Source organism: Rhodococcus sp. SORGH_AS_0303 (assembly GCF_030819335.1).
Lineage (GTDB): Bacteria > Actinomycetota > Actinomycetes > Mycobacteriales > Mycobacteriaceae > Rhodococcoides.
This window is the reverse complement of sequence record NZ_JAUTBO010000001.1, coordinates 2,834,596-2,860,715: the sequence shown is the minus strand read 5'-3', so window position 1 is coordinate 2,860,715 and position 26,120 is coordinate 2,834,596. Positions and strand designations below refer to the sequence as shown.

Below are 26,120 nucleotides of genomic sequence, written 5' to 3'. Positions count from 1 at the left end.
GGTGCTCAGACCCGCCGTCGCGCGAGCTGGTAGCGCAGACCGAACGATCCCATGGCGACGACGAGGACGAGACCGAGCGCCGGCACGGCGGAGACGTCGGTGCCGGAGATCGCGAGCCCCGCGGTACCGAGGCCGGTGATCAGCAGCAGATCGGTGAACGCGCCACCGGCCGCGCGGTCGTACCACGCGGACTCCACGGAGTGCTCGGGATCGGCGGGCGCCCCGCGGAGGGTGTTCCGGTCGACGAGAACGACCCATGCCAGACCGACGCAGGGCCAGAGACACACCACGAACGCCGCGACAGCGCCTACGGCGGGACGCGGTCCGGCACTGTCGGTGAGGACGAGGGCCGCGGCGATCGCGAGTGCGGCAACCGCTCCGAACGGTGCCGCCGCCCACAGGGCGGGATAGCGTCCGTCGTCAAATGTCGTTCGCCCCCAACGTGATCGAGAATCGGTGATGTCGTGTCCATCCGTGCCGTCGTGCATCGTCGTCGCCTCGCTGTCAAGTGTGCTTTACAGTGACCGACATCGTGACACGCCAGGTGTACTGGCCGCCAGTGGATCATCGAATGCGATCCGGCCGACGCTCAGGCCAGGCCGACGATCACCCCAGGGCGACGGTCTCGGCACCGCGGCGCTCGAATACGCTGGTGCCGAGGACGGACAGTGCGACCGGTCCGGTGTACTCGCCGCGGTCCACCGCGATCGTGCGGGAGGCGACGCCGTTCTCCGGATCCACCACCGCGATACCGCCGGGAACCGGGACGAGGAGCTGACCGGCCATCACAGCACCCGCGCCGAGAGTTCCGGCGAGAACCCAGCGCTGTGACAGATCGGACTGCGTGAAGCCGACGGTGTCGGCGCCCGTCCACCAGGAGACGACGGAACCGGTACGCACGATGTCGGATGCGAGGGCGTCGGCGGACGGTGTGGTGACGTCGGCGGTCACGGCCTGCGCGGAGACGAAGTTGGCGGACCCGTCGAAGAGTGCCACCCGGGCGACCTCGCTCCCGGCCGGGGGGAGGTAGACCGCGAGGCGATCCCCGACCACCGCGAGGACGCGTGCTGCCGCTGCGTCCGCGGGGACGTCGGCCAGGATGGTCGAGCCGTACACGTCGGGCACCGTGTTGTCCTTCGGTGCGGGGTTCATCGACGTCAGGCGCAGGCCTTCCTCACCGGGACACCGTTCCAGCACGGCGAGGCGGGTGCTCGCGGACGCGCTCGACACGAGGTCGCATCCGGTGCGGGGTTGGCTGCGCGGGTTGACCGGGGCGTCGACACGCCCGTACTCGAGTGTGCGCACGAGGTCGGAGCGCCAGAGTTCGAGGCGCGTGGCGCCGAGTTCGGTCACGTACGTGCCGTCGAACGACAACCGGACCGGGTCGTCGGCGTCGTTGGTGCGCTGGTCCTCGCGCGCTCCGGTGGACCCGTCGAGCTCGGTGACCTGGCCGCATCCCCGGCCGTCCCGGAACACCGCCACCGCCGCGTCCCACGCCCCCACGACCGAGCAGAGGGCCCGGTCACGCGTGTAGGACCAGGACGGCGAGCCGGTGGCGGGATCGAGTCCGGTCACCGCGTCGCCGGTGGAGACGACGACGGCTCCGCCGACGGTGGTCGGTGCCCCGGTTCCGGTGTCGTCGGCGCGCCAGATCTCCGAGAACGACTCGGGCACCGACAATGCCGACGCCGGGGCGGTGAGAGGCACGTCGGCGACCACGGACGTGGTGCCGCGAGCGTCGCTGCGGAACCAGATCACCGAGGCGCCCACCAGGACGACCACGACGATCACCACAGCGGCGATCACGTCGACGCGGGTGCGCCGTTCGGGAGCGAGCACGTCAGGTACGTGACGGTCAGTCGGACGTACCGGCGGACGACGAGGCCTCCGCCGACGCGCCGTTCTCACCGGCGTGCGCCGCGGACCCGGCGGACGACCGGCGTCGACGGCGACGACGGGGCTTGTCCGACGCGGATCCGTCACCGGACGCCTCGGCGGGACCTGTCGTGGCCGAACTGTCCGCGGTGGCGGCAGCGTCGGCGTGGCCTCCGCCGCGGGTGCGACGGCGCGACCGGCTGCGGCGCGACGACGTGGCCGCTTCACCGTCGGACGGCTGGTCGGAGTTCCCACCCCGGCTCGAGCGTGCTTCTGTCTTCTCTGCGGCGGGAGTCTCGGCCCGGCGCTTCGAGATGCTGCCCGTGGTGCCGTGCGGGATGTTCAGCTCCGCGTACAGGTGCTCGGAGCTGGAGTACGTCTCCACCGGGTCCGGGATGTCCAGGCCGAGAGCCTTGTCGATCAGCTGCCAGCGGGGGATGTCGTCCCAATCGACCAGCGTGACGGCGATACCGGTGCGGCCCGCACGACCCGTACGTCCGATGCGGTGGACGTACGTCTTCTCGTCCTCGGGGCACTGGTAGTTGATGACGTGGGTGACGTCGTCGATGTCGATACCGCGCGCCGCGACGTCGGTGGCGACGAGCACGTCGATCTTGCCGGAGCGGAACGCCGCGAGCGACTTCTCGCGGGCGACCTGCCCGAGATCACCGTGGACGGCGCCGACGGAGAATCCGCGCTCGGCCAGATCGTCGGCGACCTTCTGGGCAGTGCGCTTGGTGCGCGTGAAGATCATCGTGGCGCCGCGGCCCTCGGCCTGCAGCACCCGCGCGACCATCTCCGCCTTGTCCAGTGCGTGTGCCCGGTAGACGTGCTGGGCGGTGCGCTCGTGGATCGCGGAGGACTCGGCCTCCTCGGCGCGGATGTGCGTCGGCCGAGTGAGGAACGTGCGGGCGAGCGTGATGATCGGCCCGGGCATGGTCGCCGAGAACAGCATGGTCTGACGCTTCTCCGGCACCATGCTCATGAGGCGCTCGATGTCGGGGAGGAAGCCCAGGTCCAGCATCTCGTCGGCCTCGTCGAGCACCAGGACGCCGACCTTGCCCAGGACGAGGTGGCCCTGCTTGGCCAGGTCGAGAAGTCGTCCGGGGGTGCCGACGACGACGTCGACGCCGGTCCGCAGGGTCTCGATCTGGGCCTCGTAGGGCCGTCCGCCGTAGATCGACATGACCTTCACGCGACCGTTGGCCGAGTGCAGGTGCTTCGACGCGTTCTCCAGGTCGGAGGTGACCTGGACGCACAGCTCGCGCGTGGGAACGATGATCAGCGCACGCGGGGTGCCGTCCAGGACCGTGGTGCCCGAGCCGTCGGCCGGACCGGTGGCGAGACGGTGCAGCAGCGGGACGCCGAAGCCGAACGTCTTGCCCATGCCGGTGCGGGCCTGGCCGATGAGGTCGTCGCCCGCGAGTGCCAGGGGAAGCGTGAGTTCCTGGATCGCGAACGTGCGCTCGATGCCGATGTCGGTCAACCCACGGACGATCTCGGGGTGAACGCCCAGCTCGGCGAAGGTCGGGGGAGTGTGGGTGGTGTCCAGGGTGGCCGAGACGGTGGTCTCCGCCACGTCGTCGGTCTCGTGGTCCACAGTGATCTTGCTCAGTGTTTCGGCCTTTCTCGTCTCTCGCCTCGCACGCACGACGAGGGCCAGGCCGCTCCGCGGCCGATGTCGAAGCCCTCGATTCGTCGACAGGCGCGATCGGGGTCGACCGCGGTTGCGGCGACACGATCGGCGGCAGACACGAATCAGGTGCGCGCACAATGTCGTGAGCACGGCTCCCGGTGCTCGCCGCGATCGTCTCCGACGGAGGTGACCACGGTGCGTCGGGCCGGCGTGCGGACCGTCACGGTCCCTGCTGCCGGCACCGGGTGGGGGCGTGCTCGCGACCTATTCTACCTGGTCGGCACCCGACGCCGCGGTTCCGCTCGCGCGAGCCGTGTCGACGGTAGTCTCGGCAGCCATGCGAACAGATTCGGATCCACAGCACGGCGGGTCCACTCCGAACGTCCCGTCCGGGTCCGACGAGGGCCTTGCGACCGGGGGAACCGTGCCGGGTGATCACCCCGGAATCATCAGTCTCCTGGGCGTTCTCGCGTACGGCGAGATCTCGGCGTTCTACCGGTTGGTCGACGACGCTCGGATGGCTCCGACGCTCGGCGACCGCATCGCCATGGCGAGCATGGCGGCCGCCGAGATGAACCACTTCGAGGTGCTCGAGGCGGCCCTCGCGGAGCGCGGGCGAGACGTCCTGTCGGTCACCGAGCCTTTCGCCGCCGCTCTCGACGCCTACCATGCCTCGACGCTGCCCTCGACGTGGATGGAGGTGCTCGTCAAGACCTACGTCGCCGACGGCCTCGCCGCCGATTTCTACCGCGAGATCGCGCACAGCCTCCCGGACGACATCGCCGCCACCGTGCGCGAGGTGCTCGCCGAGACGGGCCACTCGGAGTTCGTCGTCACCGAGGTGGTGGCGCGTGTCGCGGCGAGTGCCGCGGACAAGGACCGGTTGATGCTCTGGGGACGCCGCCTGCTCGGGGAGGCCATCACCCAGGCGCAGTTCGTCCTGGCGCAGCGCGAGGAGCTGACCGAACTGGTCATGACGGCGTCGGGCGATTTCAACGGCATCGTGGCGCTGTTCGACCGCATGCAGGTCCGGCATTCCGAGCGGATGGCGATTCTCGGCCTCGTCTGACTCGTGTCGGTGTTCGCTGTGGGCGTGTGCGTCACGCACTCACCGGCGGCCGCTGCTGCTCTAACCTGAAGTGGACAGCAGGTTCGCGACAACGTTTCGGAGGTCGGCCGTGGAGGTCAAGATCGGAATTTCGGACAGCCCACGGGAATTGGTCATCAACAGCGCGCAGACGCCCGACGAGGTGGAGACCCTGGTCTCGAAGGCCTTCGGCGGCGAGGGTGTGCTGTCGTTGGTGGACGAGAAGGGCCGCAAGTTCCTGGTGCCCGCGGGCAAGCTCGCGTACGTGGAGATCGGTCCGTCCGACAGTCGTCGGGTCGGTTTCGCGTCGTCCGGCACCGCCTGACCGACGCGCCCACCGCGCACGAGGAACGGCCCCGCACCTGCTGGTGCGGGGCCGTCGTGGTTCGTGAGACCGGGGTGCGTCGCCTACTGGGACTGCAGGGGGACGTGCGAGAGTCCACCCCAGGCGAGGGTGACGGTGGTGTCCACCGCTTCCTCCTTGGTGATGGGGCGATCCGCCTCGAGCCAGTAGCGGGCGGTGAACTGGCTCGCGCCCACGAGGCCGACGGCGAGGATGCGGGCGCGGTGCGGGTCGAGTCCGGAGTCGTGGCTGACGAGGTCGAACACGGCGTCGACGCAGGCCTCGGTGGCCTGATCGACGCGGCTCTGGACCTGAGGGTCGCCCATGAGGTCCGACTCGAACACCAGGCGGAATCCCTGGCTGTCGTTGTCGACGAAATCGTAGAACGCGAGCACGGCGGCCCGGACGCGCTTGTGGTTGTCCGTCGTCGACCGCAGCGCCTGGCGCAGACCCGAGATGAGGCTGTCGACGTAGTTCTGCAGCACCGCGACGTAGAGGTCGAGCTTGCCGGGGAAGTGCTGGTACAGAACAGGTTTGCTGACGCCCGCGCATTCCGCGATCTCGTCCATCCCCGCGGCGTGGTACCCGCGGGCGACGAAGATCTCCCCGGCAGCGGCGAGGAGTTGGGCGCGGCGTGCATCACGGGGCAGTCGAGCACTGCGCCGGCCACTCCCGGTCCCGCCCACGGAGGAGCTTCGGTCGGCGACGTCTGTCATGTGTTTCGTGTGTCCCATCCGCCGCGACACCGGTGGACGAGGATCACTCAGACATCGGAACTACGCGGCATGAAAGTTCTTCCGGATCGTGACGACGATACCCCGGCGCGCCGACCGGAGGCCGCAGACGCGTGTGAGAACCTGGATCGGTGAGTGACCGACGGCAACCGCAGAGAGAGCCTGCGACGCGTGACGACCGTGCGCGACGCTCGCATCAGCCTCTGCGCGCCCAGTGGGATCCCACCGCGGTCGATCCCGGACGCACACGCGCCGCACGGCCGGAGCGCAGCGCCCGGAAGCAGAGCCGGCTGGGGCGGTTCACGTCGACCTACGGTTGGCGCGCCTACGCGATCCCGATCCTCGCGGTCGTGACGGTGCTCGTGGTCGTCGACGCGATACGCGATCCCGGAACCGCGTCCACGACGGACTCGGCACCCGGATTCCCCGCGCTGAGCAACACGACCGACGACACCGGCATCATCGGTGTCCCGCCGCAGGCCGACGGGAACTTCGCCGAGACGGTGTCCAGTGGTCAGCTGCCCGACGGCGGTCAGTTCGCGGGTGCAGGGCGCAGGCACGTGGCGCGTGGTGCCGGGAGTCACCGACCAGGTGGGCCAGGGCACCGAACGCACGTTCACCTACACCGTCGAGATCGAGGACGGCGTGGACACGACGGGCTTCGGAGGCGACGAGTCGTTCGGTCGCCTCGTCGACCAGACTCTCGCCAATCCCAAGAGCTGGACGAACGATCAGCGTTTCGCGTTCCGCCGCGTCGACACCGGTGATCCGGACTTCCGGGTCTCGCTGACGTCGCAGATGACCATCCGCGACGCGTGTGGGTACGACATCCAGCTCGAGGTGTCCTGCTACAACCCCGGTATCGGCAGGGTGGTGCTCAACGAGCCGCGCTGGGTTCGCGGCGCCGTGGCGTTCCAGGGCGACATCGGGTCGTATCGGCAGTACCAGATCAACCACGAGGTGGGCCACGCGATCGGGTACCAGGCGCACCAGCCCTGCGAGACCGACGGTGGCCTGGCCCCGATCATGATGCAGCAGACCTTCGGCACGGCGAACGACGACATCGCGGTACTCGATCCTGCGGGCGTGGTGCCGATGGACGGCAAGACCTGTCGCTTCAACCCCTGGCCGTACCCCAGGGCCTGACCGGGGAGGTACGAGGAGCATGACGATCGTCGACCCGGTGGTGGAACCGGGCCCGGAGCTGAGCCGCGAGCAGGTCGCTCGGTACAGCAGACACCTGCTGCTACCCGACGTCGGAGTGCTGGGCCAGCGGCGTCTGCGCAACGCGAGAATCCTGGTGATCGGTGCCGGCGGCTTGGGTTCGCCCGTGCTGCTGTATCTTGCCTCGGCGGGCGTGGGCACCCTCGGCATCGTCGAGTTCGACGACGTGGACGCCTCCAACCTGCAGCGACAGATCATCCACGGCGAGGCCGACATCGGTCGGCCGAAGTCGGTCAGCGCCCGCGAGTCGATCCGGGCTGTGGACTCCACCATCGAGGTCCGGCTGCACCAGGTCCGGCTCGAGCCCCGCAACGCGGTGAACCTCTTCCGCCAGTACGACCTGGTGGTGGACGGCACCGACAACTTCGCGACGCGGTACCTCGTCAACGACGCGGCCGCCGTCGCCGGCATCCCGTACGTGTGGGGATCCATCTATCGCTTCGACGGGCAGGTGTCCGTGTTCTGGGACGCCGCACCCGGCGGTCTCGGCGTCGACTACCGGGACCTCTACCCGGATCCGCCCGCGCCGGGCACTGTGCCGTCGTGTTCGGAGGCCGGCGTGCTGGGCGTGCTCTGCGGGGTCGTGGGCTCGATCATGGCGACCGAGGCCGTCAAGCTGGTGACGGGCATGGGCGACACGCTGCTCGGGCGTCTGCTGGTCTACGACGCGCGCACCATGACCTTCCGCACGGTCACCCTGCGCCGGGACCCCGGTCGCGTGCGGGTGTCCGAGGTGGAGGAGGACTACGAGGTGTCCTGCGGTGTGGCCTCGCCCCTGCCGTCGGTGGACTCGGTGGACGGCGACCTCGATCCGGCGGCCGTGCGCGCGCTGCTGGACGGCGGTGCCCCGGTGGCACTGATCGACGTGCGGGATCCGGTCGAGTGGGACATCGTGCACCTCGACGGCGCAACGCTGATGCCTCTGCCGACGGTGTTGGCCGGTGACGCGGTCGCGTCGCTGCCGACGGACCGGCCGGTGGTGCTCTACTGCAAGACGGGTGTCCGCTCGGCCGAGGCACTCGCGGTCCTGCGGTCCGCCGGCATGGCCGACGTCCACCACCTGCGCGGCGGACTCGAGGCGTGGGCGCGCGACGTCGACCCCACCGTCCCGACGTACTGACACCGGGTTCGGTCACGCGTGCCGGGACACGCGCTCACCGGGGTCTGCGGACTCGCACCGCGGCGGCGGTACGGTGGCCGTCATGACATCGGCGGAACCTCCCCAGCACGTCATCGGCACGTTCGGGCTCCGAGACGTCGCGCCGGTGGCTCTGGGAGCGGACTGGGACGGCGGTTGGCGCCTCGGTGACGTCGTCCTGTCCCCGGTGGCCGATCACGCCCGCGGTGCCTGGTCGGCGAAGGTGCGCGAAACCCTTGCGGTGGAGGGGGTTCGGCTCGCGCGACCGGTGCGGTCGACCGACGGCCGCTACGTCGTGTCCGGATGGCGCGCGGACACGTACATCGAGGGGGTTCCCGAACCCCGCCACGACGAGGTCGTCTCGCTGGCGACCCGGCTGCACGTCGCGACGTCGCAGCTCGAGAAGCCGCGGTTCCTGACCCAGACGCCGGTCGCGCCGTGGAGTGACGTGGACGTGTTCGTCGCCGCTGATCGTGCTGCGTGGGAACAGGTTCCGTTCCGCTCCGCGCGTGCCGGGGGAGCGGTGGAGCCGACGTCGCCGGACGGTGTGCGCAGTGTCGAGGTGATCGGTCAGCTGGCCACCCTGCGTCGGCCGGTGCGCGAGCCCGACCAGTTGGTGCACGGAGATCTGTTCGGCACGGTGCTGTTCGACGGCGTGCAGGCTCCCGGTATCACCGACATCACCCCGTACTGGCGCCCCGCGTCGTGGGCCGCGGCCGTGGTGGTCGTCGACGCGCTCTCCTGGGGCGGCGCGGACGACGGGCTCATCGGCCGCTGGGAGGATCTCCCCGAGTGGCCGCAGATGTTGTTGCGGGCGGTGATGTTCCGCCTCGCGGTGCACGCTCTGCATCCGCGCTCGACCGCCGAGGCGTTTCCCGGTCTGGCCCGTACCGCCGATCTGGTGCGCCTGATCCTCTAGTCGGTCGGCAGTGCGCCGGTGTCCCGATCATCGGCACCGTCCGCGGCGAGCTCGGTGAAGAAGCAGCGTGCGGCGGTGGCCGCCGCGTCGGCGTCCCCGGACACGACCGCTCGGACCAGGGCCGCGTGCTCCTCGTGGAACGCACGGTCGGAATCGGCGTCGTGGTCGAGGATGGTCTCCTCGATACTGGGGAGCAGGAAGTCGTAGACCTCCAGGTAGATGCTGTTGTGGCTGGCCGCGACGATGGCACGGTGCAGGGACACGTCGAGATGCAGGGCCCGGGTGCGGTCGACGTCCCACAGTGCGGTCCGATGCGCCAGGGTGTCCTCGAGCATCCGGACGTCCTCGTCGGTCCGCCGCTCGGCGGCCAGTGTGGCCGCGGTGATGTCGAGCGCCCGCCGCAGCTCCAGGACGTCGCGTCGCCGCGCGGTCGAGAAGTACTTGCCGAGGGCCGACGGCATCTCCGACGACGCGAGCACGTAGGTGCCCGATCCCTGGCGCCGCTCGAGCATGCCCGCGTGCACCAGCGCCTGGACGGCCTCGCGAACGGTGTTGCGTCCCGTGCCGGTCAGCTCGGTCAACTCCGGTTCTGTGGGTATCCGCGTACCGACGGCCCACGTCCCGGACTCGATCTCGCCTCGTAACTGGTCGGTGACCTGCCCGATGAGGCTCTGTCGGCGTACGGGTTGCACGTCAGTGTCTTTCTCTCGTGTGGTGTCGGTCTCGGCCAGTCTAGTAGTCCTTTGCCAGACAGGTCGGATCATCCTATGATTCGTCCCATGACTGCGACCGCCACCACTGCCGAGCCCGGGTCACGCTCGACACTGCAGGGACGGCTGTTGGTGTTCGCGGCACTCATCCTGTCCGCGTTCACACTTCGGGCAGCGGTCACCTCGGTGTCGCCGCTGTTTCCCCGGATCGGCGACGACCTCGGGTTCGGCGCCGGCGCCATCGGGCTCCTCGGGATGCTCCCGACCGCGATGTTCGCGCTGTTCGGCGTGCTCACCCCGGTCATCGCGACTCGTCTCGGACTCGAGCGGACGGCACTCGCCGCGGCGGCTCTGACCGGTGTCGGCATCTTCGCGCGGGCGTTCGCCCCCGGGCTCGGGTCGCTGGCGCTGCTCTCGGCGGTCGCCCTGGCCGGTATGGGTATCGGCAACGTGGTCATCCCGCCGCTGGTCAAGCGCTACTTCTCCGACCGGCTCGCCATGATGAGCACCGTCTACATCTGCCTCCTGCAGCTGGGCACGATCGTCCCGTCGCTCACGGCGGTCCCCGTCGCCGACGCGGTCGGGTGGCGCTGGTCGCTCGCGATGTGGGGTGTGGCCGCCGTCGCCGCCGTGGTGCCGTGGACCGCCATCGTGCTGACGCGACGCACTCGCCCCGCCGCCCCCGCGGTGCGCGGTGCGGAGGCTCCGGCGCAGGACGCCGCCGTGGAGGCCGAGCTCGACGGGCCGCTCACCGAGCCGTCGGCCCAGCCGGTGGCGCCGCCCGTCCCGGTCTGGCGCACCTCGCTCGGCTGGGGGATGGCCGGCATGTTCGCGATGACGTCCATGGTCACGTACTCGATGCTGACGTGGCTGCCCTCCCTCCTGGTCGAGGCCGGCATCAGCGAGGGTGCCGCCGGTGCCTCGCTCGGGGTGTTCGCCGCGGTCGGTCTCGCAGGTTCCCTGCTCGCGCCGTCCTTCACCAGTCGGATGGTCGACCCCTATCCCATCGTCATCGGCTGCGCGGTCTGCTATCTCGCAGGCTTCGCGGGCCTGCTGTGGGCGCCCGCGACGGGCACGGTGCTGTGGCTGATCCTGGTCGGTGCAGGTCCGACGACGTTCCCGATGTCGCTCACGCTCATCAATCTGCGCACGCGCACGGCCGTCGGCTCGGCATCCCTGTCCGGCTTCACGCAGGGAGTCGGGTACACCATCGCCTGCGCCGGCCCCATTCTCTTCGGTGTGCTGCACGAGAACACCGGGGGCTGGGAGTGGTCGTTCGCGTTCCTCACGTGCGGCATCGCCGTGCTGCTGGTCGCCGCCAAGGCCGCCTGCCGTCCGCGCGTCCTCGAGGACGGGCCCGTCCGCCAGGCTCGGTCGCGACCCTGACCCTCACGAAGCAGACCCTCACCAACCCGGAAACACGGACGTGAGGTCAAGTTCACGCACGGGTCACAGCGTGCAGCGCCCCCGCAACATGGTTTTCCTATCTTTGGGCTTCCCCAGAGATCAGGAGGCCACTCGTGACCAGCTTGTCGGATACCGGCGCTGCCACGGCGCCCACCGGTGCCCCCGGTGCAGTCGCTCGTAAGCACCACATCACGAACTGGGACGCGGAGGACGTCGAGGCCTGGGAGGCCGGCGGCAAGCACATCGCCCGCCGCAACCTGATCTGGTCCGTCGTCGCGGAGCACGTCGGCTTCTCCATCTGGTCCATCTGGTCCGTGATGGTGCTCTTCATGCCGATGGCGCAGTACGGCATCGACCCGGCCGGGAAGTTCTTCCTGGTGGCCGTGCCGACATTGGTCGGCGCCATCCTGCGGATCCCGTACACGTTCGCCACCGCGAAGTTCGGCGGCCGTAACTGGACGATCTTCAGCGCCCTCGTGCTGCTGATCCCGACCGTTCTGACGCTGTACTTCATGATGAATCCCGCCTCGTACACGACGTATCTCGTCGTGGCCGCGTTCGCGGGACTGGGCGGCGGCAACTTCGCCTCCTCGATGACCAACATCAACGCCTTCTATCCCCAGCGTGAGAAGGGGTGGGCTCTCGGACTGAACGCAGGCGGCGGCAACATCGGTGTCCCCGTCATCCAACTCATCGGGCTCCTCGTCATCGCGACGGTGGGCAACACCGCACCCGAGATCGTGTGCGCCGTCTACCTCGTCCTGATCGCGGTCGCCGCCGTGGGCGCGGCCCTGTACATGGACAACCTGGACAACCAGAAGACCAACGGCCGCTCCATGATCGACGTGCTGCGCTTCTCCGACTCGTGGTGGATCGCGTTCCTCTACATCGGTACGTTCGGGTCGTTCATCGGTTACAGCTTCGCGTTCGGGCAGATCCTGCAGATCAACTTCCTCGCCGGTCTGGCCGACGGGGGTGCGGTCACCCCGGCCATGCAGGCACAGGCCTCCCTGCACGCCGCTCAGATCGCGTTCATCGGCCCGCTCCTCGGTTCCCTGTCCCGACCGATCGGCGGCAAGTTCGCCGACCGCGTCGGCGGCGGCCGCATCACGATGTACACCTTCGTCGCGATGATCTTCTCCGCCGGCATCCTCGTCGCGACGTCGATGACGGACGACGCCACGGCCGGAGCGGCGACCGGATCGATGATGGTGTTCTACGTCGTCGGCTTCATCCTGCTGTTCGTGCTCTCGGGGCTCGGTAACGGCTCCGTCTACAAGATGATCCCGGCGATCTTCGCGTCGAAGTCGACGTTGCTGGTGGGGATGTCGGCCACCGAGCAGGCAGCGTGGTCCCGCCGGATGTCCGGTGCGCTCATCGGTATCGCCGGTGCGATCGGCGCGCTCGGTGGAGTGGGCATCAACCTGGTCCTGCGCGCGTCGTACTCGGGCGCGGAGAAGTCGGCGACGTCCGCCTTCTGGGTCTTCCTCGTCTTCTACGTCCTCTGCGCCGCGGCCACGTGGGCCGTGTACCTCCGCCGATCCGGCGCGCGTACCGCGAACGAGCAGGACGTGGTCACCGTATGACCGTCGCTGCATCCGTGCCGGAGACCCTTCGGCCACCGGCCACCCGAGCAGGAACGGCGACGCACTGCCCGTACTGCGGGCTGCAGTGCGCGATGACCGTCACCGGCACGGATGCAGCGAGCGCCGGGATCGAGGCCCGCCAGTTCCCGACCAACAAGGGTGGTCTCTGCCAGAAGGGGTGGACCGCCGCCGAGGTGCTGCGAGTGCCCGGCAGGCTCACCACACCACTGGTGCGTGTCGACGGGGAACTCGTCCCGACGACCTGGGACGCCGCACTCGACGCGGTGGCCACGACGCTTCGACGCGTCCGGGCCGAGCACGGCGCCGACGCGGTCGGGATCTTCGGGGCGGGCGGGCTGACCAACGAGAAGTCCTACATGCTCGGCAAGTTCGCCCGTGTCGCGCTGGGCACGTCGAACATCGACTACAACGGGCGGTTCTGCATGTCGTCGGCCGCGGCCGCCGGCAACAAGTCGTTCGGAATCGACCGAGGACTGCCGTTCCCGTTGGCGGACATCGGTTCCGCGCGGGCCGTGCTGGTGCTGGGCGGCAACGTCGCGGAGACGATGCCCCCCTTCGTGCAGCATCTCCGGACCGCCGCCGACGCGGGCGGGCTCATCGTCGCCGACCCACGGCGCACCGCGACGGTGGACCGGGCGGTGTCCGCCGGCGGAGTGCACCTGCAACTGTCGCCGGGCACCGACCTGGCCCTCGCACTGGGCCTGGTGCACCTGGCAGTGGTCGAGGGGTACGCCGATCGCGACTACATCGACTCACGCACCGAGGGTTTCGACGAGTTCTGGACGGCGGCGGCGCAGTGGTGGCCGGAGCGGACCGAGCGCGTCACCGGCGTTCCCGTCGCTCGCCTGCGGGAGACGGTGCGGTTGCTGGCGCAGTCACGGGACGCGGGTACGGGCGCCTACGTGCTCACCGCCCGTGGAGCCGAACAGCACGCGTCCGGAACCGACACGGTCTCGGCCGTCATCGGACTCTCTCTCGTGCTGGGGCTGTGCGGACGACACGGAACCGGATACGGCTGCATCACCGGCCAGGGCAACGGACAGGGCGGACGCGAGCACGGGCAGAAGGCGGACCAGCTTCCCGGATACCGCAAGATCACCGATCCCGCAGCGCGTGAACACATCTCCGCCCTCTGGGGTATCGAGGAGTCCGCACTCCCGGGTGCGGGACTGAGCGCCTATGAACTGCTCGACGCCCTCGGCACCCCCGGTGGTCCCCGCGCGCTCATGGTGCACGGCTCGAACATCGCCGTCTCGGCCCCGCGGGCCGGTCACGTCGTCGATCGGCTCGCCTCACTCGAGATGCTCGTCGTCACCGATTTCGTGCTCTCCGAGACTGCCGCGATGGCCGACGTGGTGCTGCCGACGCTGCAGTGGGCCGAGGAGGAGGGCACCATGACCTCCCTCGAGGGCCGCATCCTGCGCCGGCGCAGGGCCGTGGACGCTCCCGAGGGCGCGCGCGGGGAGCTCGACATCCTCGCCGATCTCGCCGTTCGCCTGGGCCAGCCCGCCGACCGCTTCCCCCGCGACGCACGGACGGTGTTCGAGGAGTTGCGCCGAGCGTCCCGCGGTGGCATCGCCGACTACTCGGGCGTGACCTACGAGCGTCTCGACGCCGGGGAGGCGCTGCACTGGCCGGTACCGTCGGAGACGCACGGCGGCACACCGAGACTGTTCCTGGATCGTTTCGAGACACCCACCGGGCGAGCGCGTTTCGTCACGGTCGACCAGGTCGGGCCCGCAGAACCCACCGACGCCGACTTTCCTCTCCTCGCGACGACGGGGCGGGTGCTCACGCACTACCAGTCCGGTGCGCAGACCCGGCGCGTGCCGTCCCTGTCGGAGGCGGCAGGCCCGATGTTCGTCCAGGTCCACCCGGACACCGCCGGTCGCGCGGGGCTCGAGGACGGCGACGACGCGGACGTCGTCTCGCGCCGCGGAACGGTCGTCGCCCGCGTGCGGTGCGACGCGTCGATGCGGCTCGACACGGTGTTCCTGCCGTTCCACTTCGCCGATGCGGCGCGCGCCAACCTCGTGACCAACCCGGCACTCGATCCCACCAGCCGGATGCCCGAGTTCAAGGTCTGCGCGGTGCGCATCGCCGCGCACCTGGTCGGCGCGACGGACGGGGAGACGGCATGAGTGCACCTCATCGCGTCGTCGTGGTCGGGAACGGCCTCGCCGGTGCCCGGTTGCAGGAGGAGATCCACCGACGCGACTCGGATGCGGCCCGCGTCCAGGTGGTCGTCTACGGCGACGAGAATCACGCCGCGTACAACCGCATCCTGCTCTCCAACGTGGTCGCCGGGCACCTGACCCCGAGGGACACTCGAATCAAGCCCGAGAACTGGTGCGAGCGCAACGGTCTGGAGACGCACATCGGGGTCGCGGTCACGTCGATCGATCGCGAGCGCCGCACGATCACGCGCTCGGACGGGTCCACGGACACCTACGACACGCTCGTCCTCGCCACCGGCTCGCGGTCCTTCCTGCCGCCCGCGCCCGGCATGACCGATGCGGACGGTCACCCCGCGGACGGTGTGGTGGCGTTTCGCACTCTCGCCGACTGCGACGCCATCACCGCAGCAACGGGACCCGGTTCCCGCGTCGTCGTGATCGGCGCCGGGCTTCTCGGCATCGAAGCCGCACGCGGCGCCCTCATGCGCGGATCGGACGTCACCATCGTCCACCCCCGCGCGTATCCGATGGAGAAGCAGATGGACGCCGGTGGCGGCGCCGTGCTGACCCGAGTGTTGCGAGAGCTGGGGATGGACGTGGCGCTGGGCGCTCGGGCCGAGGCTCTGCGTACCGCGCCCGACGGCACGCGCGAACTCGTGTTGTCCGACGGCAGCGCGTTGCCCGCCGACCTGGTCGTCGTCGCGGCCGGGATCCGTCCGAACATCGACCTCGCCGTCGCGGCCGGGCTCGACGTCGACCGCGCTGTCGTCGTCGACGACGACCTGCGCACCTCCGACCCGCACATCCGCGCGATCGGCGAGTGCGCCCAGCACCGCGGTGAGGTCTACGGCCTGGTCCAGCCCGCCTGGGAAATGGCCGGGGTGGTCGCGGACCAGCTGTGCGGCAGCGCGTCCCGCGCCGAGTACCACGGCACCGCGCAGATCACCCGCCTCAAGGCGCACGACGTCGACCTCGCCTCGATGGGCGAGATCGACGTCGACCCGAACGACACCGAGTCCGAGGTCCTGGTCATGAGCGACCCCACCCGCGGCCGGTACGCGAAGGTCGTCGTCCGCAAGGACCGCCTGGTCGGCGCGGTGATGCTCGGCAACCCGGAAGTCGTCGGAACGCTCAGCCAGTATTTCGACGGCGGATCGCTGGTCCCCGTCGACCGTATGACCCTGCTGCTCGGGCACCTCGTCGGTGGCCCCACCGAGAGCGCCAACCCGTCGACCATGCCCGACGCAGCCGTGATCTGCCGCTGTAACACCGTCACCAAGAAGCACTTGGTCAGCGCGTGGCGCGGCGGTGCCCACACCCCCGAGGCCATGGCCGAGAAGACCCGCGCCACCACCGGTTGCGGTAGCTGCGTGGGCGTCGTCGACGGCCTCTGCGACTGGCTGCACCGAGCGGATCCCGTCCCCGACAACGACCGGCCTCCGGCCTTCCCGGTTCCCGACAACGGCCGGCCTCCGGCCTTCCCGGTCACCGCATGACCGACCCGAGTCACACCACCCGTTCACCGTTTCCCGAGGAGATTGTCATGACCGACCAGACCGCTCACCGCACAGCCGTGGTGGTGGGACACGGAATGGTGGGCCACCGGTTCGTCGAGGCGCTGCGCGCACGCGACACGGCCGGCGAGTGGTCCGTCACCGTCCTCTGCGAGGAGGCCCTCCCCGCCTACGACCGCGTCGGGCTCTCGTCCTACGTCGGCGCCTGGGACCACAAGGAACTCGCGTTGGCGGGCAACGACTATGTCGGGGACACCGCGGTGACCCTGCGTACCGGCGTGCGGGCCGAGTCGATCGACCGCGACGCTCGGGTGGTCACCACCTCGGACGGTGCGGTGGTGCCGTACGACGCGCTGGTCATGGCCACGGGGTCCTACCCGTTCGTCCCGCCCATCGCAGGGCACGACCTCGATCGCTGCTTCGTCTATCGCACGATCGACGACCTGGATCGCATCCGCACCTGCGCCGACGCGGCCGGCCCCGGCGCAGTGGGAGTGGTCGTCGGCGGCGGCCTGCTCGGTCTCGAGGCCGCGAACGCCCTGAAGCAGATGGGCATGACGCCGCACGTGGTGGAATTCGCGCCGCGACTGATGCCGCTGCAGGTCGACGAGGGCGGCGGTGCGGTCCTGGCGAAGCTCGTCACCGAGCTCGGTGTCACCGTCCACGCCGGTGTCGGCACCTCGGCCATCGCCGAGAACGATCACGGCATCGACGTCACTCTGGCGGACGGCAGCGTCATCGACGCCGCCCTGCTGGTGTTCTCGGCGGGTGTCCGCCCGCAGGACGCTCTCGCCCGTACAAGCGGCCTCCCGGTCGGCGAGCGTGGTGGCATCCTCACCGACATCGGTTGCCGTACCGAGGATCCCGCGATCTACGCCATCGGCGAGTGTGCGGCCATCGAGGGCCGGTGCTACGGCCTCGTCGCTCCGGGGTACTCCAGCGCGGAGGTCGTCGCCGATCGGCTCGTCGGCGGTACCGCCGAGTTCCCGGGCGCGGACCTCTCGACCAAGCTCAAACTGCTCGGTGTCGACGTCGCCAGTTTCGGAGACGCGATGGGCGCCACCGAGGGCGCACTCGAGGTGGTGCTCAACGATGCCGCGAAGGGCACCTACGCCAAGCTCGTGCTGTCGGACGACGCGAGGACTCTGCTCGGCGGCATCCTGGTGGGGGACGCGTCGGCGTACGCGACGCTGCGCCCGCTCGTCGGCCGCGAACTCCCGGGCGATCCGGCTGCACTGATCTCGCCGAGCGGCGAGAAGCTCGGCGCCGGAGCGCTTCCCGACGATGCCGAGGTGTGCTCGTGCAACGGTGTGGACAAGGGGACCATCTGCTCGGCCATCGCTGCGGGGCGCCTGCGACATCGCCTCGGTCAAGTCCTGCACCGACGCCGGCACCACATGCGGTGGCTGTCTTCCCACGATCAAGCAGTTGCTCGCCGCGTCGGGCGTGGTCATGTCGAAGGCCCTGTGCGAGCACTTCTCCCAGTCGAGGCGCGAGTTGTTCGAGATCGTCGCCGGCGCGGGCATCCGCACGTTCTCCGGTCTCGTCGCCGCTCACGGCCGCGGCGCCGGTTGCGACATCTGCAAGCCGGTCGTGGCCTCGATCCTGGCGTCCACGTCCTCGGAACACATCCTCGACGGTGAGCAGGCTGCCCTGCAGGACACCAACGATCACTTCCTCGCCAACATCCAGAAGAACGGCACCTACTCCGTCGTGCCGCGGATGCCGGGTGGGGAGTGCACTCCCGAACAATTGATCGTCATCGGTGAGGTGGCACGCGACTTCGGTCTGTACACCAAGGTGACGGGTGGTCAGCGCATCGACCTGTTCGGCGCGCGCGTGGAGCAGCTCCCCGCCATCTGGAAGCGACTGGTCGACGCCGGCATGGAGTCGGGTCAGGCCTACGGGAAGTCGTTGCGCACCGTGAAGAGTTGCGTTGGGTCCGCGTGGTGCCGCTACGGCGTGCAGGACTCCGTGGGCATGGCCGTCGACCTCGAGAAGCGCTACCGGGGTCTGCGGTCCCCGCACAAGATCAAGTTCGGTGTGTCCGGCTGCGCCCGCGAATGCGCCGAGGCGCGCGGCAAGGACGTCGGCATCATCGCCACCGAGAGTGGGTGGAACCTGTACGTCGGCGGCAACGGTGGGCAGTCGCCCAAGCACGCGCAACTCCTCGCGTCGGGGCTGGACGACACCACCCTCGTCCGGTACATCGACCGGTACCTCATGTTCTACGTGCGCACGGCGGACCGCCTGCAGCGCACGGCGCCGTGGGTCGAGAGTCTCGAGGGCGGACTCGACCACCTGCGCGCCGTCGTGTGCGAGGACAGCCTGGGTATCGCCGCGGACCTCGAGGCAGCGATGGCGTCGCACGTCGAGGGCTACCGGGACGAGTGGCGGGGTGTGTTGGAGGACGAGACCAAGCTCGCGCGCTTCGTCTCGTTCGTCAACGCCCCGGAGGAGTCCGACCCCACCGTCTCGTTCGACGAGTCCGGTGCCCGCAAGGTTCCGGTCCTGATGGGGATGCCGTCCGTTCCGGTCGGGTGAGTGGCCGGGAAGGCCGGAGGCCGGCCGAGATGTGGCCGGGAAGGCCGGAGGCCGGCCGAGATGTGGCCCGTCATGTCGCCGTAACGGCCGAGTAACACCAGCCCCGTAGAACTGTCCCCAGGGAGGACCATCATGACTGTCATCGACTCAGCACCTCGCCATTCCACGACCGTGACCAGCGGCGACACCGACGAGTGGATCACCGCGCTCGCACTCTCGGAACTCACTCCGGGTCGGGGAGTCGCCGTGTTGCTGCCCTCCGGGGCGCAGGTGGCGTTGTTCCGCACCAGCGACGAGGAGCTGTTCGCCGTGAGCAACATCGACCCCTTCGGACGGGCCGCCGTGATGTCGCGCGGACTGGTCGGGGACCGCGGCGGCGAGCCGACCGTCGCGTCGCCGTTGCTCAAGCAGGTATTCTCGCTGGTGGACGGCCGTTGCCTCGACGACCCGGACACGACCTTGGCGGTACACGAGGTCACCGTGATCGACGGCGTCGTCGCAGTGTCCGCCCAGCCCTCGGGCGCATCGACCCAGACCTCGGGCACATCCGTCCGGCCGAGAAGTGGAACGGAGACGACATCCCCGTGATCGATCAGCCGACCTCGTCCGACGCTCCCCTCGCGGGGTTCACCGTGGGCGTCACCGCGGCTCGACGCGCCGACGAACTGGCCTCGCTGCTGGTACGGCGCGGAGCGAACGTCGTGCACGCCCCGGCGATCAGGATCATTCCGCTGTCGGACGATGCGGAGCTCGGTCGTCGTACCCGCGAGATCATCGAGTCTCCGCCGGCTGTCACCGTGGCCACCACGGGCATCGGTTTCCGTGGCTGGATGGAGGCCGCCGACGGGTGGGGTGACGCCGAGGAGCTCACTCGCGCTCTCGAGGGCACCCGCATCCTCGCCCGTGGACCGAAGGCCAAGGGAGCCATCCGTGCAGCAGGTCTGCGCGAGGAGTGGTCACCGGAGTCCGAGTCGTCCGCGGAGGTGCTGGAACATCTGTTGGCGGAGGGCGTGGACGGCGTCCGCGTCGCGGTGCAACTGCACGGCGCCACCACCGAGTGGGAGCCGGTTCCGGACTTCTGCGAGGTGCTGCGGCAGGCCGGCGCGACGGTCATCCCGGTTCCGGTCTACCGCTGGGTGCAACCCGACGACTCGGCACCGATGGACCGCATGATCGAGGCCGTGCTATGTGGTGACCTCGATGCGGTGACCTTCACCAGTGCCCCCGCCGTGGCCTCGATGTTGATGCGCGCCAAGGAGAACGGTGTGCTGGAACCGATGCTGCAGTCGTTCCGCGATCGGGTGCTCGCCGTGTGCGTCGGGCCCGTGACCTCTGCTCCGCTCGACGTACTGGGTGTTCCCACGACGGCGCCCGCGCGGGCGCGTGTCGGAGCTCTCGTGCGCCACGTCGCCGACGAACTTCCGCGTCGAGCGGGCATCGTCCGGGCCGGCGGTCACGAGTTGCGCGTTCTCGGCGCGTGCGTCGTCGTCGACGGCACACCCAAGGCTCTGTCACCCGCGGGCATGGCCGTGCTGAAGACTCTCGCTCGCCGTCCCGGACAGGTGGTCTCCCGCGAGGACCTGCTCGCCGCTCTGCCGGGTGGGGGCGGCGACACCCATGCCGTCGAGACGGCCATGGCGCGAGTGCGGTCCGCGCTCGGCGCACCCAGAGCGATTCAGACCGTCGTCAAGCGGGGATACCGCCTCGCCGTCGACGACAGCGCGGACGACCTGATCGACGCCGTGTCGAGTGTTCCGGGCGGCGGCCTCGGCCGGACGGGGGAGGCGTCGTGAGCGATCCTCGACTCGTCCTCGTCGCACACGGCACGCGCAACCCCGCGGGCGTCGAGGTGATCGCCGCGCTGGCCGACGCCGTGGCTTCGCACGTGGGCCCGGTGCGGGTCGCCTTCGTCGACGTGCTCGGACCCACTCCGTCGGAGGTTCTGCGCGATGTCGACGGTCCCGTCGTGGTCGTGCCCGCCTTCCTGGCCTCGGGCTATCACGTGCATGCGGACGTGCCCCGCGAAATCGCCGAGAGCGGTCACGACGACGTCCACGTCACCCGCGCACTGGGCCCGGATCTCGACCTCGCGCGGGTACTGCGTGACAGGCTCGAGCAGATCGGATGGACGACCGGCGATCGCATCGTCCTCGCCGCGGCGGGCTCCTCCGACGTGCGGGCCCTCGACGACGTGCACACCGCGGCGGATCAGCTCGCCGCCGTCACCGGATCGGCGGTCACCGTCGCCTACGTCGCCACGGGCGAGCCGCGCGCGGCGGACCTGGTCCCCACTCTGAAGGCCACCGGGGAGAAGGTCTTCGTCGCCTCGTACCTGTTGGCGCCCGGCCTCTTTCACACGAGGTTGCAGTCCGCTGGAGCGGACGGTGTCACCGAACCGCTGGGGCTGCACGGGGGAGTGGTGCAGCTGCTCGTCGATCGCTACCGCGAGGGTGCCGACGTCATCTCTGCGGCAGCGGCACGATCTCGACGGGAGCGCCCGGACTCCGGCCCGCAGTGACGACGGCGATGCCGTCACGGCCCACCAGCGCCGCGAGATGTGCTGTACGCACGGAGCTCTCGCACCGCCAGGTACCCGCACCGAGGTAGGACGCGGGCAGGGCTCGAGTGACGTCACCGGCATCGACCTCGGTGGCCAGTGTTCCGGTCAGCGGTATCGGGACGGACCGTCCGGTCAAGGCCGCGGCGATGGCGGGCCCGAGCAGCATCACCGTGGTGACGGCGGCATACGGATTGCCGGGAACACCCAGGACCACGCGATGATCGGGCAGCTCCGAGACGGAGGCGGAACCGCCGGGGCGACAGGCGAGTCCGTCGACGACACGGTGTGCTCCGGCACGTCGAAGTGCGTCGTCCAGTCGATCCGCGGCGCCGCCGCCGGTCGCGCCGATGATGACGACGACGTCCGGCGGTGCGGAGTCCGCACCGCCGTGGATCGCCGCGTCGAAGGCATCGTCGGTGTCGGCGCAGTGCGCGACGTCGGCGAGTGCGAACCCGCACGACCGTAGGTACGTCGGCATGACCGGCCCGATGGTGTCGCGGATGCGCCCGGCCACCGGCGCGGTGTCGTCGCCGATCTCGTCGCCCGTGAGGACGAGTCGGACGGTCGGGGCGGGGCGCGTCGACGCCCGGATCACGCCGGCAGAGAGCGCGGCCGACACGACGGCGGGGGAGATGACGGTGCCCGCCGGCGCGAGTTCGCTTCCGCCGTCCCAGTCCTCGGCGACACTGCGGGCGTCGTCGCGCACGGGTGCGCCATCCGACCGGTGGAGCAGACCGTCGTCGTCGAGAACGACGAACTCGTCGCGTACCACGCCCGCCTCCGCCGGAACCGCTGCGCCGGTGGCGATGCGCACCGCGTGGCCGGTGTCGAGGACGACGTCGTCGGTGGCGCCGGCGACCACCACGGCGTCGTCGACGTGCCAGGGTCCGTCGCCGCGCACGGCGTAGCCGTCCATCGCGGACGTGACGAAGCTCGGAAACGGGCGTGCGGCGATCAGCGGCTCCGCGAGCGTGCCGCCGAGGCTGTCGGCCAGGGACGCGGTACGAGGTGTGATCGCGGTGAGTCTGCTCCCCACGAGGACGCGCGCCACCTCGACGGAGGGGCGTCTCGACGCGGTGCGGACGGCCGCGAGTTCGGTGGGCGTGTCCACGTCGTCGATGCCGGTGAGCGCCACGGTGCCCACGACGTCCGGCAGGGCGTCGCGGATGGACGGGCCGCGCTCGGCGTCCGCCGGACAGCGTGCGAGCGCGGCGGTGACGCCTCGAACGAGGGCGTCGCGACGCCAGGCGCCCACGAGGTACTGGGTGCGACCGGTCGAGTCGGTTCCGAACACTGCTTCGACTGTCGTGTCTCGCAGCAGTTCTCGCACGAGCAGTCGGAGTGCAGGCTCGGTGATGTACGGCAGGTCGGCGGACAGGGTCAACACGACGTCGTTCTCCCGCGGACCGTCACCGTTGTCGACGGTGACGGCCAGCCCGGCCGCCAACGCACGTACCGGGCCTCCGAACGGCGGGTCCTCGCGGGTGCGGCGGACACGCCTCGGTCCCGGCGGGTCGGCAGTCACGTCGTCCGGTCCGACGAGGACGGTGACCGTGCAGAACGACGTCGCTCCCAGCACCCGATCGACGAGGGTGACTCCGTCCACGAGCGCGGCAGGCTTGGTCATTCCCTGCATCCGTGAGCTGCGTCCGCCGGCGAGTATCAGCGCGTCCGTGCGCGCTGTGCGTCCCGACATGTGATCCACAGTAGTGGAGGCGACGCGGCAGCCTCATCGACCGGTGGTGGACACGGGCCGACTGCGCGGTGGGCCCTCGAGAGAGTGGCGACCGCCGCCCGCGACGGCGACGGCGCCGAACCCGATGCTGAGAGTGGACAGGGCCAGAAGTGTTCCGATGACGATCATGGACAGAGTCTCGACCGGCGAAAGGCCTGATAGAGCAGTCCACTGGACTCGAGTGGACTGTGGCATAGTGGCGGCATGGCATCCACTCCCGCACGGCTGCGCGACGGGTTGTCGGCGCGCGCACTCGCTGCCGCGATCGACATGACCGCCGTCGCGAGGGACAGTCGGTCCCTGTACCTCGGACTCGCGCAGGAACTGCACCGTCTCGTCGAGGAAGGCGCGGTGGCCGCCGATGCCCGCCTGCCCGCGGAACGCGTCCTCGCGTCGGTGCTGGGGGTCAGCCGGGTGACGGTCGCGTCGGCCTATCGCGAACTCCGTGAGCACGGCATCGCGGTGTCGGTGCACGGGGCGGGCACCTTCGTCGTTCCGCGCGGGGACAGTCAGCCGTGGGGCGGCATCCTGCGCGGCACCCAACCGGGCGTGCTCGAGTTCGTCAACGCCGCACCGCCGGCCTCGGCCCTGCTGGGACCCGCTTACGACGCTGCTGCCCGCGCGCTGAGCACGACGGGCCTGCACGTCGGCTACGTGCCCACCGGTGTGGGCCGACTGCGCGAGGCGATCGCCCGGTACTACTCCGCCCGCGGCCTTCCCACCACCGCCGACCAGATTCTCGTGACCGCGGGCGCCAGCGATGCGTTGCACGCCGTGATCGACACCTTCGTCGAACAGGGCAATCGTGTGCTGACCGAACACCCGACCTACCCGGGTGCCATCGACATGGTGCGAGCCGTGGGTGGCAAGTGCGTTCCGGTGGCCATCGATCCGGATGATCCCGACACGTTCGTGGAGAACATGGACAGGGCTGCGCGGCAACATGATCCGGTACTGGCCTACCTGATGCCCGACCACTCCAACCCGTCCGGAGCGGTGTTGCCCGAGACGTCCCGGCGTCGGCTCGCGGCCACGCTGCATCGGCACGCCGTGGTGACCGTGGTGGACGAGGCGTCGGCCGACCTCCGTCTCGACGGCGACGCCGACGTCGAGCCGTTCGGCGCACCGGTCCCGGACCGCGCCTGCATCACGGTCGGATCGTTGAGCAAGACCGTCTGGGGCGGGCTGCGGGTGGGGTGGGTGCGCGCGGACCCGGTGCACCTGGCGCGCGTGGCCACGACCTACGCGAGGCGGCAGCTCTCGGTGTCGATGATGGATCAGTACACGGCCGTGGAACTGTTCGGCGAGTACGACGCGGTGGTGACGCACCGCGCCGATCAGCTGCGGGCGGGTCGCGACGCGGCGATGGCGGCCGTGACGCGGTCGCTGCCGGGCTGGACCTTCCACCGGCCGCGCGGCGGACTGTCGCTGTGGTGCACATTGCCACCGGGTGTCCGGTCGACGGACCTGGTGGAATCGGCCCGCGGGCGCGGACTGCTGCTCGCCCCCGGGGTCACGCTTCGGGACGGGATACGCCTTCGACGAGTGCCAACGCATCCCGTTCTCCCGCAGCCCCGAGGAGATCGAGGACGCGGTCGCCGTCCTGGCGGAACTGGTGGGAGCGGGAGTCGATGCCGGGCCCCGCGAGAGCGTTCCGTCGCACGCCGTCCCCGAAGCGATGGTCTGACACTCGATCAGGGCTCGTGGCGGTACCGGACCGAGGCCAGAGCGATGCGGCCGTCGACGGACGACACCCCCTCCTCGGCCAGCGCCGCGAGCTGACGTGTCACGAGGTGGGGAGCCGGGCGGCCGTCGGCACGGATGACCCGGTGCCACGGCAGATCGGAGGAGTCCGTCCGCATGATCCACGCGACGATGCGTGGGCTGGGCAGTCCGACGACCCGGGCGATGTCGCCGTACGTGGTGACACTGCCCGGGGGGACTGCGGCCACGACGGCGCGCACGGCCTCGACCTGTTCGTCGGTGATGCGGCTCACGACGTCGTCACGCGTCGGATCATCTCGTCGACCAGAGCGGCCGATTCGGGACCCTTCGCCTGCGGCACCATGTGGTCGCAGTCCAGGTCGACGATCCGCACGTCCGGCGACGAGCGGACGAGTGCGTCCCGGAACTCCGGTGTGAGGTACGGCGGGTCCACCCGCGCGGCGCGCACGACGGTGACCGGAATGTCACTGGGCGGCAGCACGAACGGGCGCGCGAGCTCGCCCCACGACGCGACGACGGCGGCCGTCGACGTCCGCCATCGCACTCGCCCGTCGTCGGTGTCCACCAGGTGTTCGGCGATCTCCTCGTCGACGAGAGCCGGGTGGACGTCGGACCACGCGCCGTGGAGCTTCTCCGAGCGTGCCTCCGCGGCATCGGTGTAGTCGTCGTACAGCACCGTCGACTGCGCCGTCTCCAGCATCGAGTCCGGCGACAGGCCGATGGCGGGATCGAGCAGCACCAGTCCCGCGACGAGCGACGGGAACGACCTCGCGAGATGGATCGCGAGCGCGCCCCCGTAGGAGTGGCCGACCACGACGACGGGCCCGGCCGAGTGGGCCCGTAGGACGGCGGCCAGCCGATCGACCTGGCGCTCGATCGACCACGGCGGAGTCCACGGTGCCCTGCCGTGACCCACCAGGTCCGGAGCGACGACGCGGGCCTCGGGCAGGTGCTCGCTCCACCGTTGCCAGCGCCTGCCGTGGCCGGTCATGCCGTGGATCGCCAGGACCACCGGTCCGGACGCCGGGCCGTACACGGCGACGTCGTCGGCATCCGTCGTGGGGGCGGGGGATTCGGAGGTCGTCGGCATGGGGTCTCCTGAGCGGTCGAGTGTCGACGCGGTGGCGGAACCGAGTCGGTCTCGGAGAGGGGGCTGTGTGGGAACTGGGGGTGTGTCGGACTCCC

General features: G+C 70.2%; 21 protein-coding genes and 2 pseudogenes. 14 read left to right on the top strand and 9 right to left on the bottom strand.

What is annotated here, in order from left to right; translation table 11 throughout:
* Positions 1-5: 5 nt before the first annotated feature.
* The 3 genes from QE449_RS13425 to QE449_RS13415 form a co-directional block, all read right to left on the bottom strand.
* On the bottom strand, positions 6-488 hold the full coding sequence (locus tag QE449_RS13425) for a hypothetical protein (RefSeq protein WP_222628441.1): 483 nt from the start codon (positions 486-488) through the stop codon (positions 6-8).
* A gap of 118 nt (positions 489-606) precedes the next feature.
* Positions 607-1,839, bottom strand: a complete 1,233-nt coding sequence (locus QE449_RS13420) for a hypothetical protein (RefSeq protein WP_222638668.1) — start codon at positions 1,837-1,839, stop codon at positions 607-609.
* A 16-nt stretch (positions 1,840-1,855) separates the two neighbouring features.
* The gene (locus tag QE449_RS13415) at positions 1,856-3,526 is read right to left on the bottom strand and encodes a DEAD/DEAH box helicase (protein WP_307108948.1); all 1,671 of its coding nucleotides are present in this window, start codon (positions 3,524-3,526) and stop codon (positions 1,856-1,858) included.
* 322 nt (positions 3,527-3,848) lie between these two features.
* On the opposite strand from QE449_RS13415, the gene QE449_RS13410 reads away from it, so the two are divergent.
* Entirely contained in the window at positions 3,849-4,580 is a 732-nt protein-coding gene (locus QE449_RS13410; RefSeq protein ID WP_051613614.1) for a ferritin-like fold-containing protein, read from the top strand.
* A gap of 109 nt (positions 4,581-4,689) precedes the next feature.
* A complete protein-coding gene (locus tag QE449_RS13405) occupies positions 4,690-4,923 on the top strand; it encodes a DUF3107 domain-containing protein (RefSeq protein ID WP_027506844.1) in 234 nt (77 codons plus the stop codon).
* Positions 4,924-5,006: 83 nt separating this feature from the next.
* Here QE449_RS13405 and QE449_RS13400 read toward each other — a convergent pair whose 3' ends face one another.
* On the bottom strand, positions 5,007-5,657 hold the full coding sequence (locus QE449_RS13400; RefSeq protein WP_027506843.1) for a TetR/AcrR family transcriptional regulator: 651 nt from the start codon (positions 5,655-5,657) through the stop codon (positions 5,007-5,009).
* Between the two features lie 149 nt (positions 5,658-5,806).
* On the opposite strand from QE449_RS13400, the pseudogene QE449_RS13395 reads away from it, so the two are divergent.
* From QE449_RS13395 to QE449_RS13385, 3 genes and pseudogenes are all read left to right on the top strand, one after another.
* Positions 5,807-6,821, top strand: a pseudogene (locus QE449_RS13395) (DUF3152 domain-containing protein).
* A gap of 19 nt (positions 6,822-6,840) precedes the next feature.
* Positions 6,841-8,019, top strand: coding sequence for a molybdopterin-synthase adenylyltransferase MoeB (moeB, locus tag QE449_RS13390; RefSeq protein WP_307108947.1), 1,179 nt, complete (start codon positions 6,841-6,843; stop codon positions 8,017-8,019).
* An 82-nt stretch (positions 8,020-8,101) separates the two neighbouring features.
* On the top strand, positions 8,102-8,956 hold the full coding sequence (locus tag QE449_RS13385; RefSeq protein ID WP_027506841.1) for a TIGR02569 family protein: 855 nt from the start codon (positions 8,102-8,104) through the stop codon (positions 8,954-8,956).
* Here the strand turns inward: QE449_RS13385 and QE449_RS13380 are convergent.
* A complete protein-coding gene (locus QE449_RS13380) occupies positions 8,953-9,648 on the bottom strand; it encodes a FadR/GntR family transcriptional regulator (RefSeq protein WP_222638666.1) in 696 nt (231 codons plus the stop codon). The genes QE449_RS13385 and QE449_RS13380 overlap by 4 nt on opposite strands.
* 87 nt (positions 9,649-9,735) lie before the next feature.
* Between QE449_RS13380 and QE449_RS13375 the strand changes: the two genes are divergently transcribed.
* The 8 genes and pseudogenes from QE449_RS13375 to QE449_RS13340 all read left to right on the top strand — a co-directional run bounded on the left by QE449_RS13375 (position 9,736) and on the right by QE449_RS13340 (position 21,433).
* Positions 9,736-11,052 carry an MFS transporter gene (locus QE449_RS13375; RefSeq protein WP_307108946.1) on the top strand — a complete coding sequence of 439 codons (1,317 nt, stop codon included), beginning with the start codon at positions 9,736-9,738 and terminating at the stop codon, positions 11,050-11,052.
* A gap of 134 nt (positions 11,053-11,186) precedes the next feature.
* On the top strand, positions 11,187-12,659 hold the full coding sequence (locus QE449_RS13370; protein ID WP_373425225.1) for a nitrate/nitrite transporter: 1,473 nt from the start codon (positions 11,187-11,189) through the stop codon (positions 12,657-12,659).
* Complete coding sequence (locus QE449_RS13365; protein ID WP_222638665.1) at positions 12,656-14,821, top strand: molybdopterin oxidoreductase family protein; 2,166 nt, start codon at positions 12,656-12,658, stop codon at positions 14,819-14,821. The genes QE449_RS13370 and QE449_RS13365 overlap by 4 nt, the downstream gene beginning before the upstream one ends.
* On the top strand, positions 14,818-16,353 hold the full coding sequence (locus QE449_RS13360; protein ID WP_307108945.1) for an FAD-dependent oxidoreductase: 1,536 nt from the start codon (positions 14,818-14,820) through the stop codon (positions 16,351-16,353). Before QE449_RS13365 ends, QE449_RS13360 begins: the two co-directional genes overlap by 4 nt.
* Before the next feature lie 47 nt (positions 16,354-16,400).
* Positions 16,401-18,915: pseudogene (nirB, locus tag QE449_RS13355) on the top strand (nitrite reductase large subunit NirB).
* A 132-nt stretch (positions 18,916-19,047) separates the two neighbouring features.
* Positions 19,048-19,503, top strand: a complete 456-nt coding sequence (gene nirD, locus QE449_RS13350) for a nitrite reductase small subunit NirD (RefSeq protein ID WP_307108944.1) — start codon at positions 19,048-19,050, stop codon at positions 19,501-19,503.
* Positions 19,503-20,708 carry a uroporphyrinogen-III synthase gene (locus tag QE449_RS13345; protein ID WP_373428391.1) on the top strand — a complete coding sequence of 402 codons (1,206 nt, stop codon included), beginning with the start codon at positions 19,503-19,505 and terminating at the stop codon, positions 20,706-20,708. The genes nirD and QE449_RS13345 overlap by 1 nt, the downstream gene beginning before the upstream one ends.
* Positions 20,705-21,433, top strand: a complete 729-nt coding sequence (locus QE449_RS13340; protein ID WP_081821423.1) for a sirohydrochlorin chelatase — start codon at positions 20,705-20,707, stop codon at positions 21,431-21,433. Before QE449_RS13345 ends, QE449_RS13340 begins: the two co-directional genes overlap by 4 nt.
* Here the strand turns inward: QE449_RS13340 and QE449_RS13335 are convergent.
* The gene (locus QE449_RS13335; RefSeq protein WP_307108942.1) at positions 21,375-23,171 is read right to left on the bottom strand and encodes an NTP transferase domain-containing protein; all 1,797 of its coding nucleotides are present in this window, start codon (positions 23,169-23,171) and stop codon (positions 21,375-21,377) included. The genes QE449_RS13340 and QE449_RS13335 overlap by 59 nt on opposite strands.
* Before the next feature lie 33 nt (positions 23,172-23,204).
* Entirely contained in the window at positions 23,205-23,339 is a 135-nt protein-coding gene (locus QE449_RS13330; RefSeq protein ID WP_261769634.1) for a hypothetical protein, read from the bottom strand.
* Between the two features lie 75 nt (positions 23,340-23,414).
* On the opposite strand from QE449_RS13330, the gene QE449_RS13325 reads away from it, so the two are divergent.
* Positions 23,415-24,992 carry a PLP-dependent aminotransferase family protein gene (locus QE449_RS13325; RefSeq protein ID WP_307108941.1) on the top strand — a complete coding sequence of 526 codons (1,578 nt, stop codon included), beginning with the start codon at positions 23,415-23,417 and terminating at the stop codon, positions 24,990-24,992.
* On the opposite strand, the gene QE449_RS13320 is transcribed toward QE449_RS13325, so the two are convergent.
* Both QE449_RS13320 and QE449_RS13315 read right to left on the bottom strand, forming a co-directional pair.
* Entirely contained in the window at positions 24,905-25,207 is a 303-nt protein-coding gene (locus tag QE449_RS13320; protein ID WP_027506835.1) for an MGMT family protein, read from the bottom strand. The genes QE449_RS13325 and QE449_RS13320 overlap by 88 nt on opposite strands.
* Positions 25,204-26,025, bottom strand: a complete 822-nt coding sequence (locus QE449_RS13315) for an alpha/beta fold hydrolase (protein ID WP_056447840.1) — start codon at positions 26,023-26,025, stop codon at positions 25,204-25,206. Before QE449_RS13315 ends, QE449_RS13320 begins: the two co-directional genes overlap by 4 nt.
* Positions 26,026-26,120 lie beyond the last annotated feature (95 nt).

Coding starts and splice junctions, on each gene's coding strand:
- QE449_RS13410 (WP_051613614.1), top strand. CDS start 3,849: ATGCGAACAGATTCGGATCCACAGCACGGCGGGTCCACTCCGAACGTC.
- QE449_RS13400 (WP_027506843.1), bottom strand. CDS start 5,657: ATGACAGACGTCGCCGACCGAAGCTCCTCCGTGGGCGGGACCGGGAGT.
- nirD (WP_307108944.1), top strand. CDS start 19,048: ATGACTGTCATCGACTCAGCACCTCGCCATTCCACGACCGTGACCAGC.
- QE449_RS13360 (WP_307108945.1), top strand. CDS start 14,818: ATGAGTGCACCTCATCGCGTCGTCGTGGTCGGGAACGGCCTCGCCGGT.
- QE449_RS13330 (WP_261769634.1), bottom strand. CDS start 23,339: ATGATCGTCATCGGAACACTTCTGGCCCTGTCCACTCTCAGCATCGGG.
- QE449_RS13315 (WP_056447840.1), bottom strand. CDS start 26,025: ATGCCGACGACCTCCGAATCCCCCGCCCCCACGACGGATGCCGACGAC.
- QE449_RS13425 (WP_222628441.1), bottom strand. CDS start 488: ATGCACGACGGCACGGATGGACACGACATCACCGATTCTCGATCACGT.
- QE449_RS13375 (WP_307108946.1), top strand. CDS start 9,736: ATGACTGCGACCGCCACCACTGCCGAGCCCGGGTCACGCTCGACACTG.
- QE449_RS13365 (WP_222638665.1), top strand. CDS start 12,656: ATGACCGTCGCTGCATCCGTGCCGGAGACCCTTCGGCCACCGGCCACC.
- QE449_RS13325 (WP_307108941.1), top strand. CDS start 23,415: ATGGCATCCACTCCCGCACGGCTGCGCGACGGGTTGTCGGCGCGCGCA.
- QE449_RS13335 (WP_307108942.1), bottom strand. CDS start 23,171: ATGTCGGGACGCACAGCGCGCACGGACGCGCTGATACTCGCCGGCGGA.
- moeB (WP_307108947.1), top strand. CDS start 6,841: ATGACGATCGTCGACCCGGTGGTGGAACCGGGCCCGGAGCTGAGCCGC.
- QE449_RS13385 (WP_027506841.1), top strand. CDS start 8,102: ATGACATCGGCGGAACCTCCCCAGCACGTCATCGGCACGTTCGGGCTC.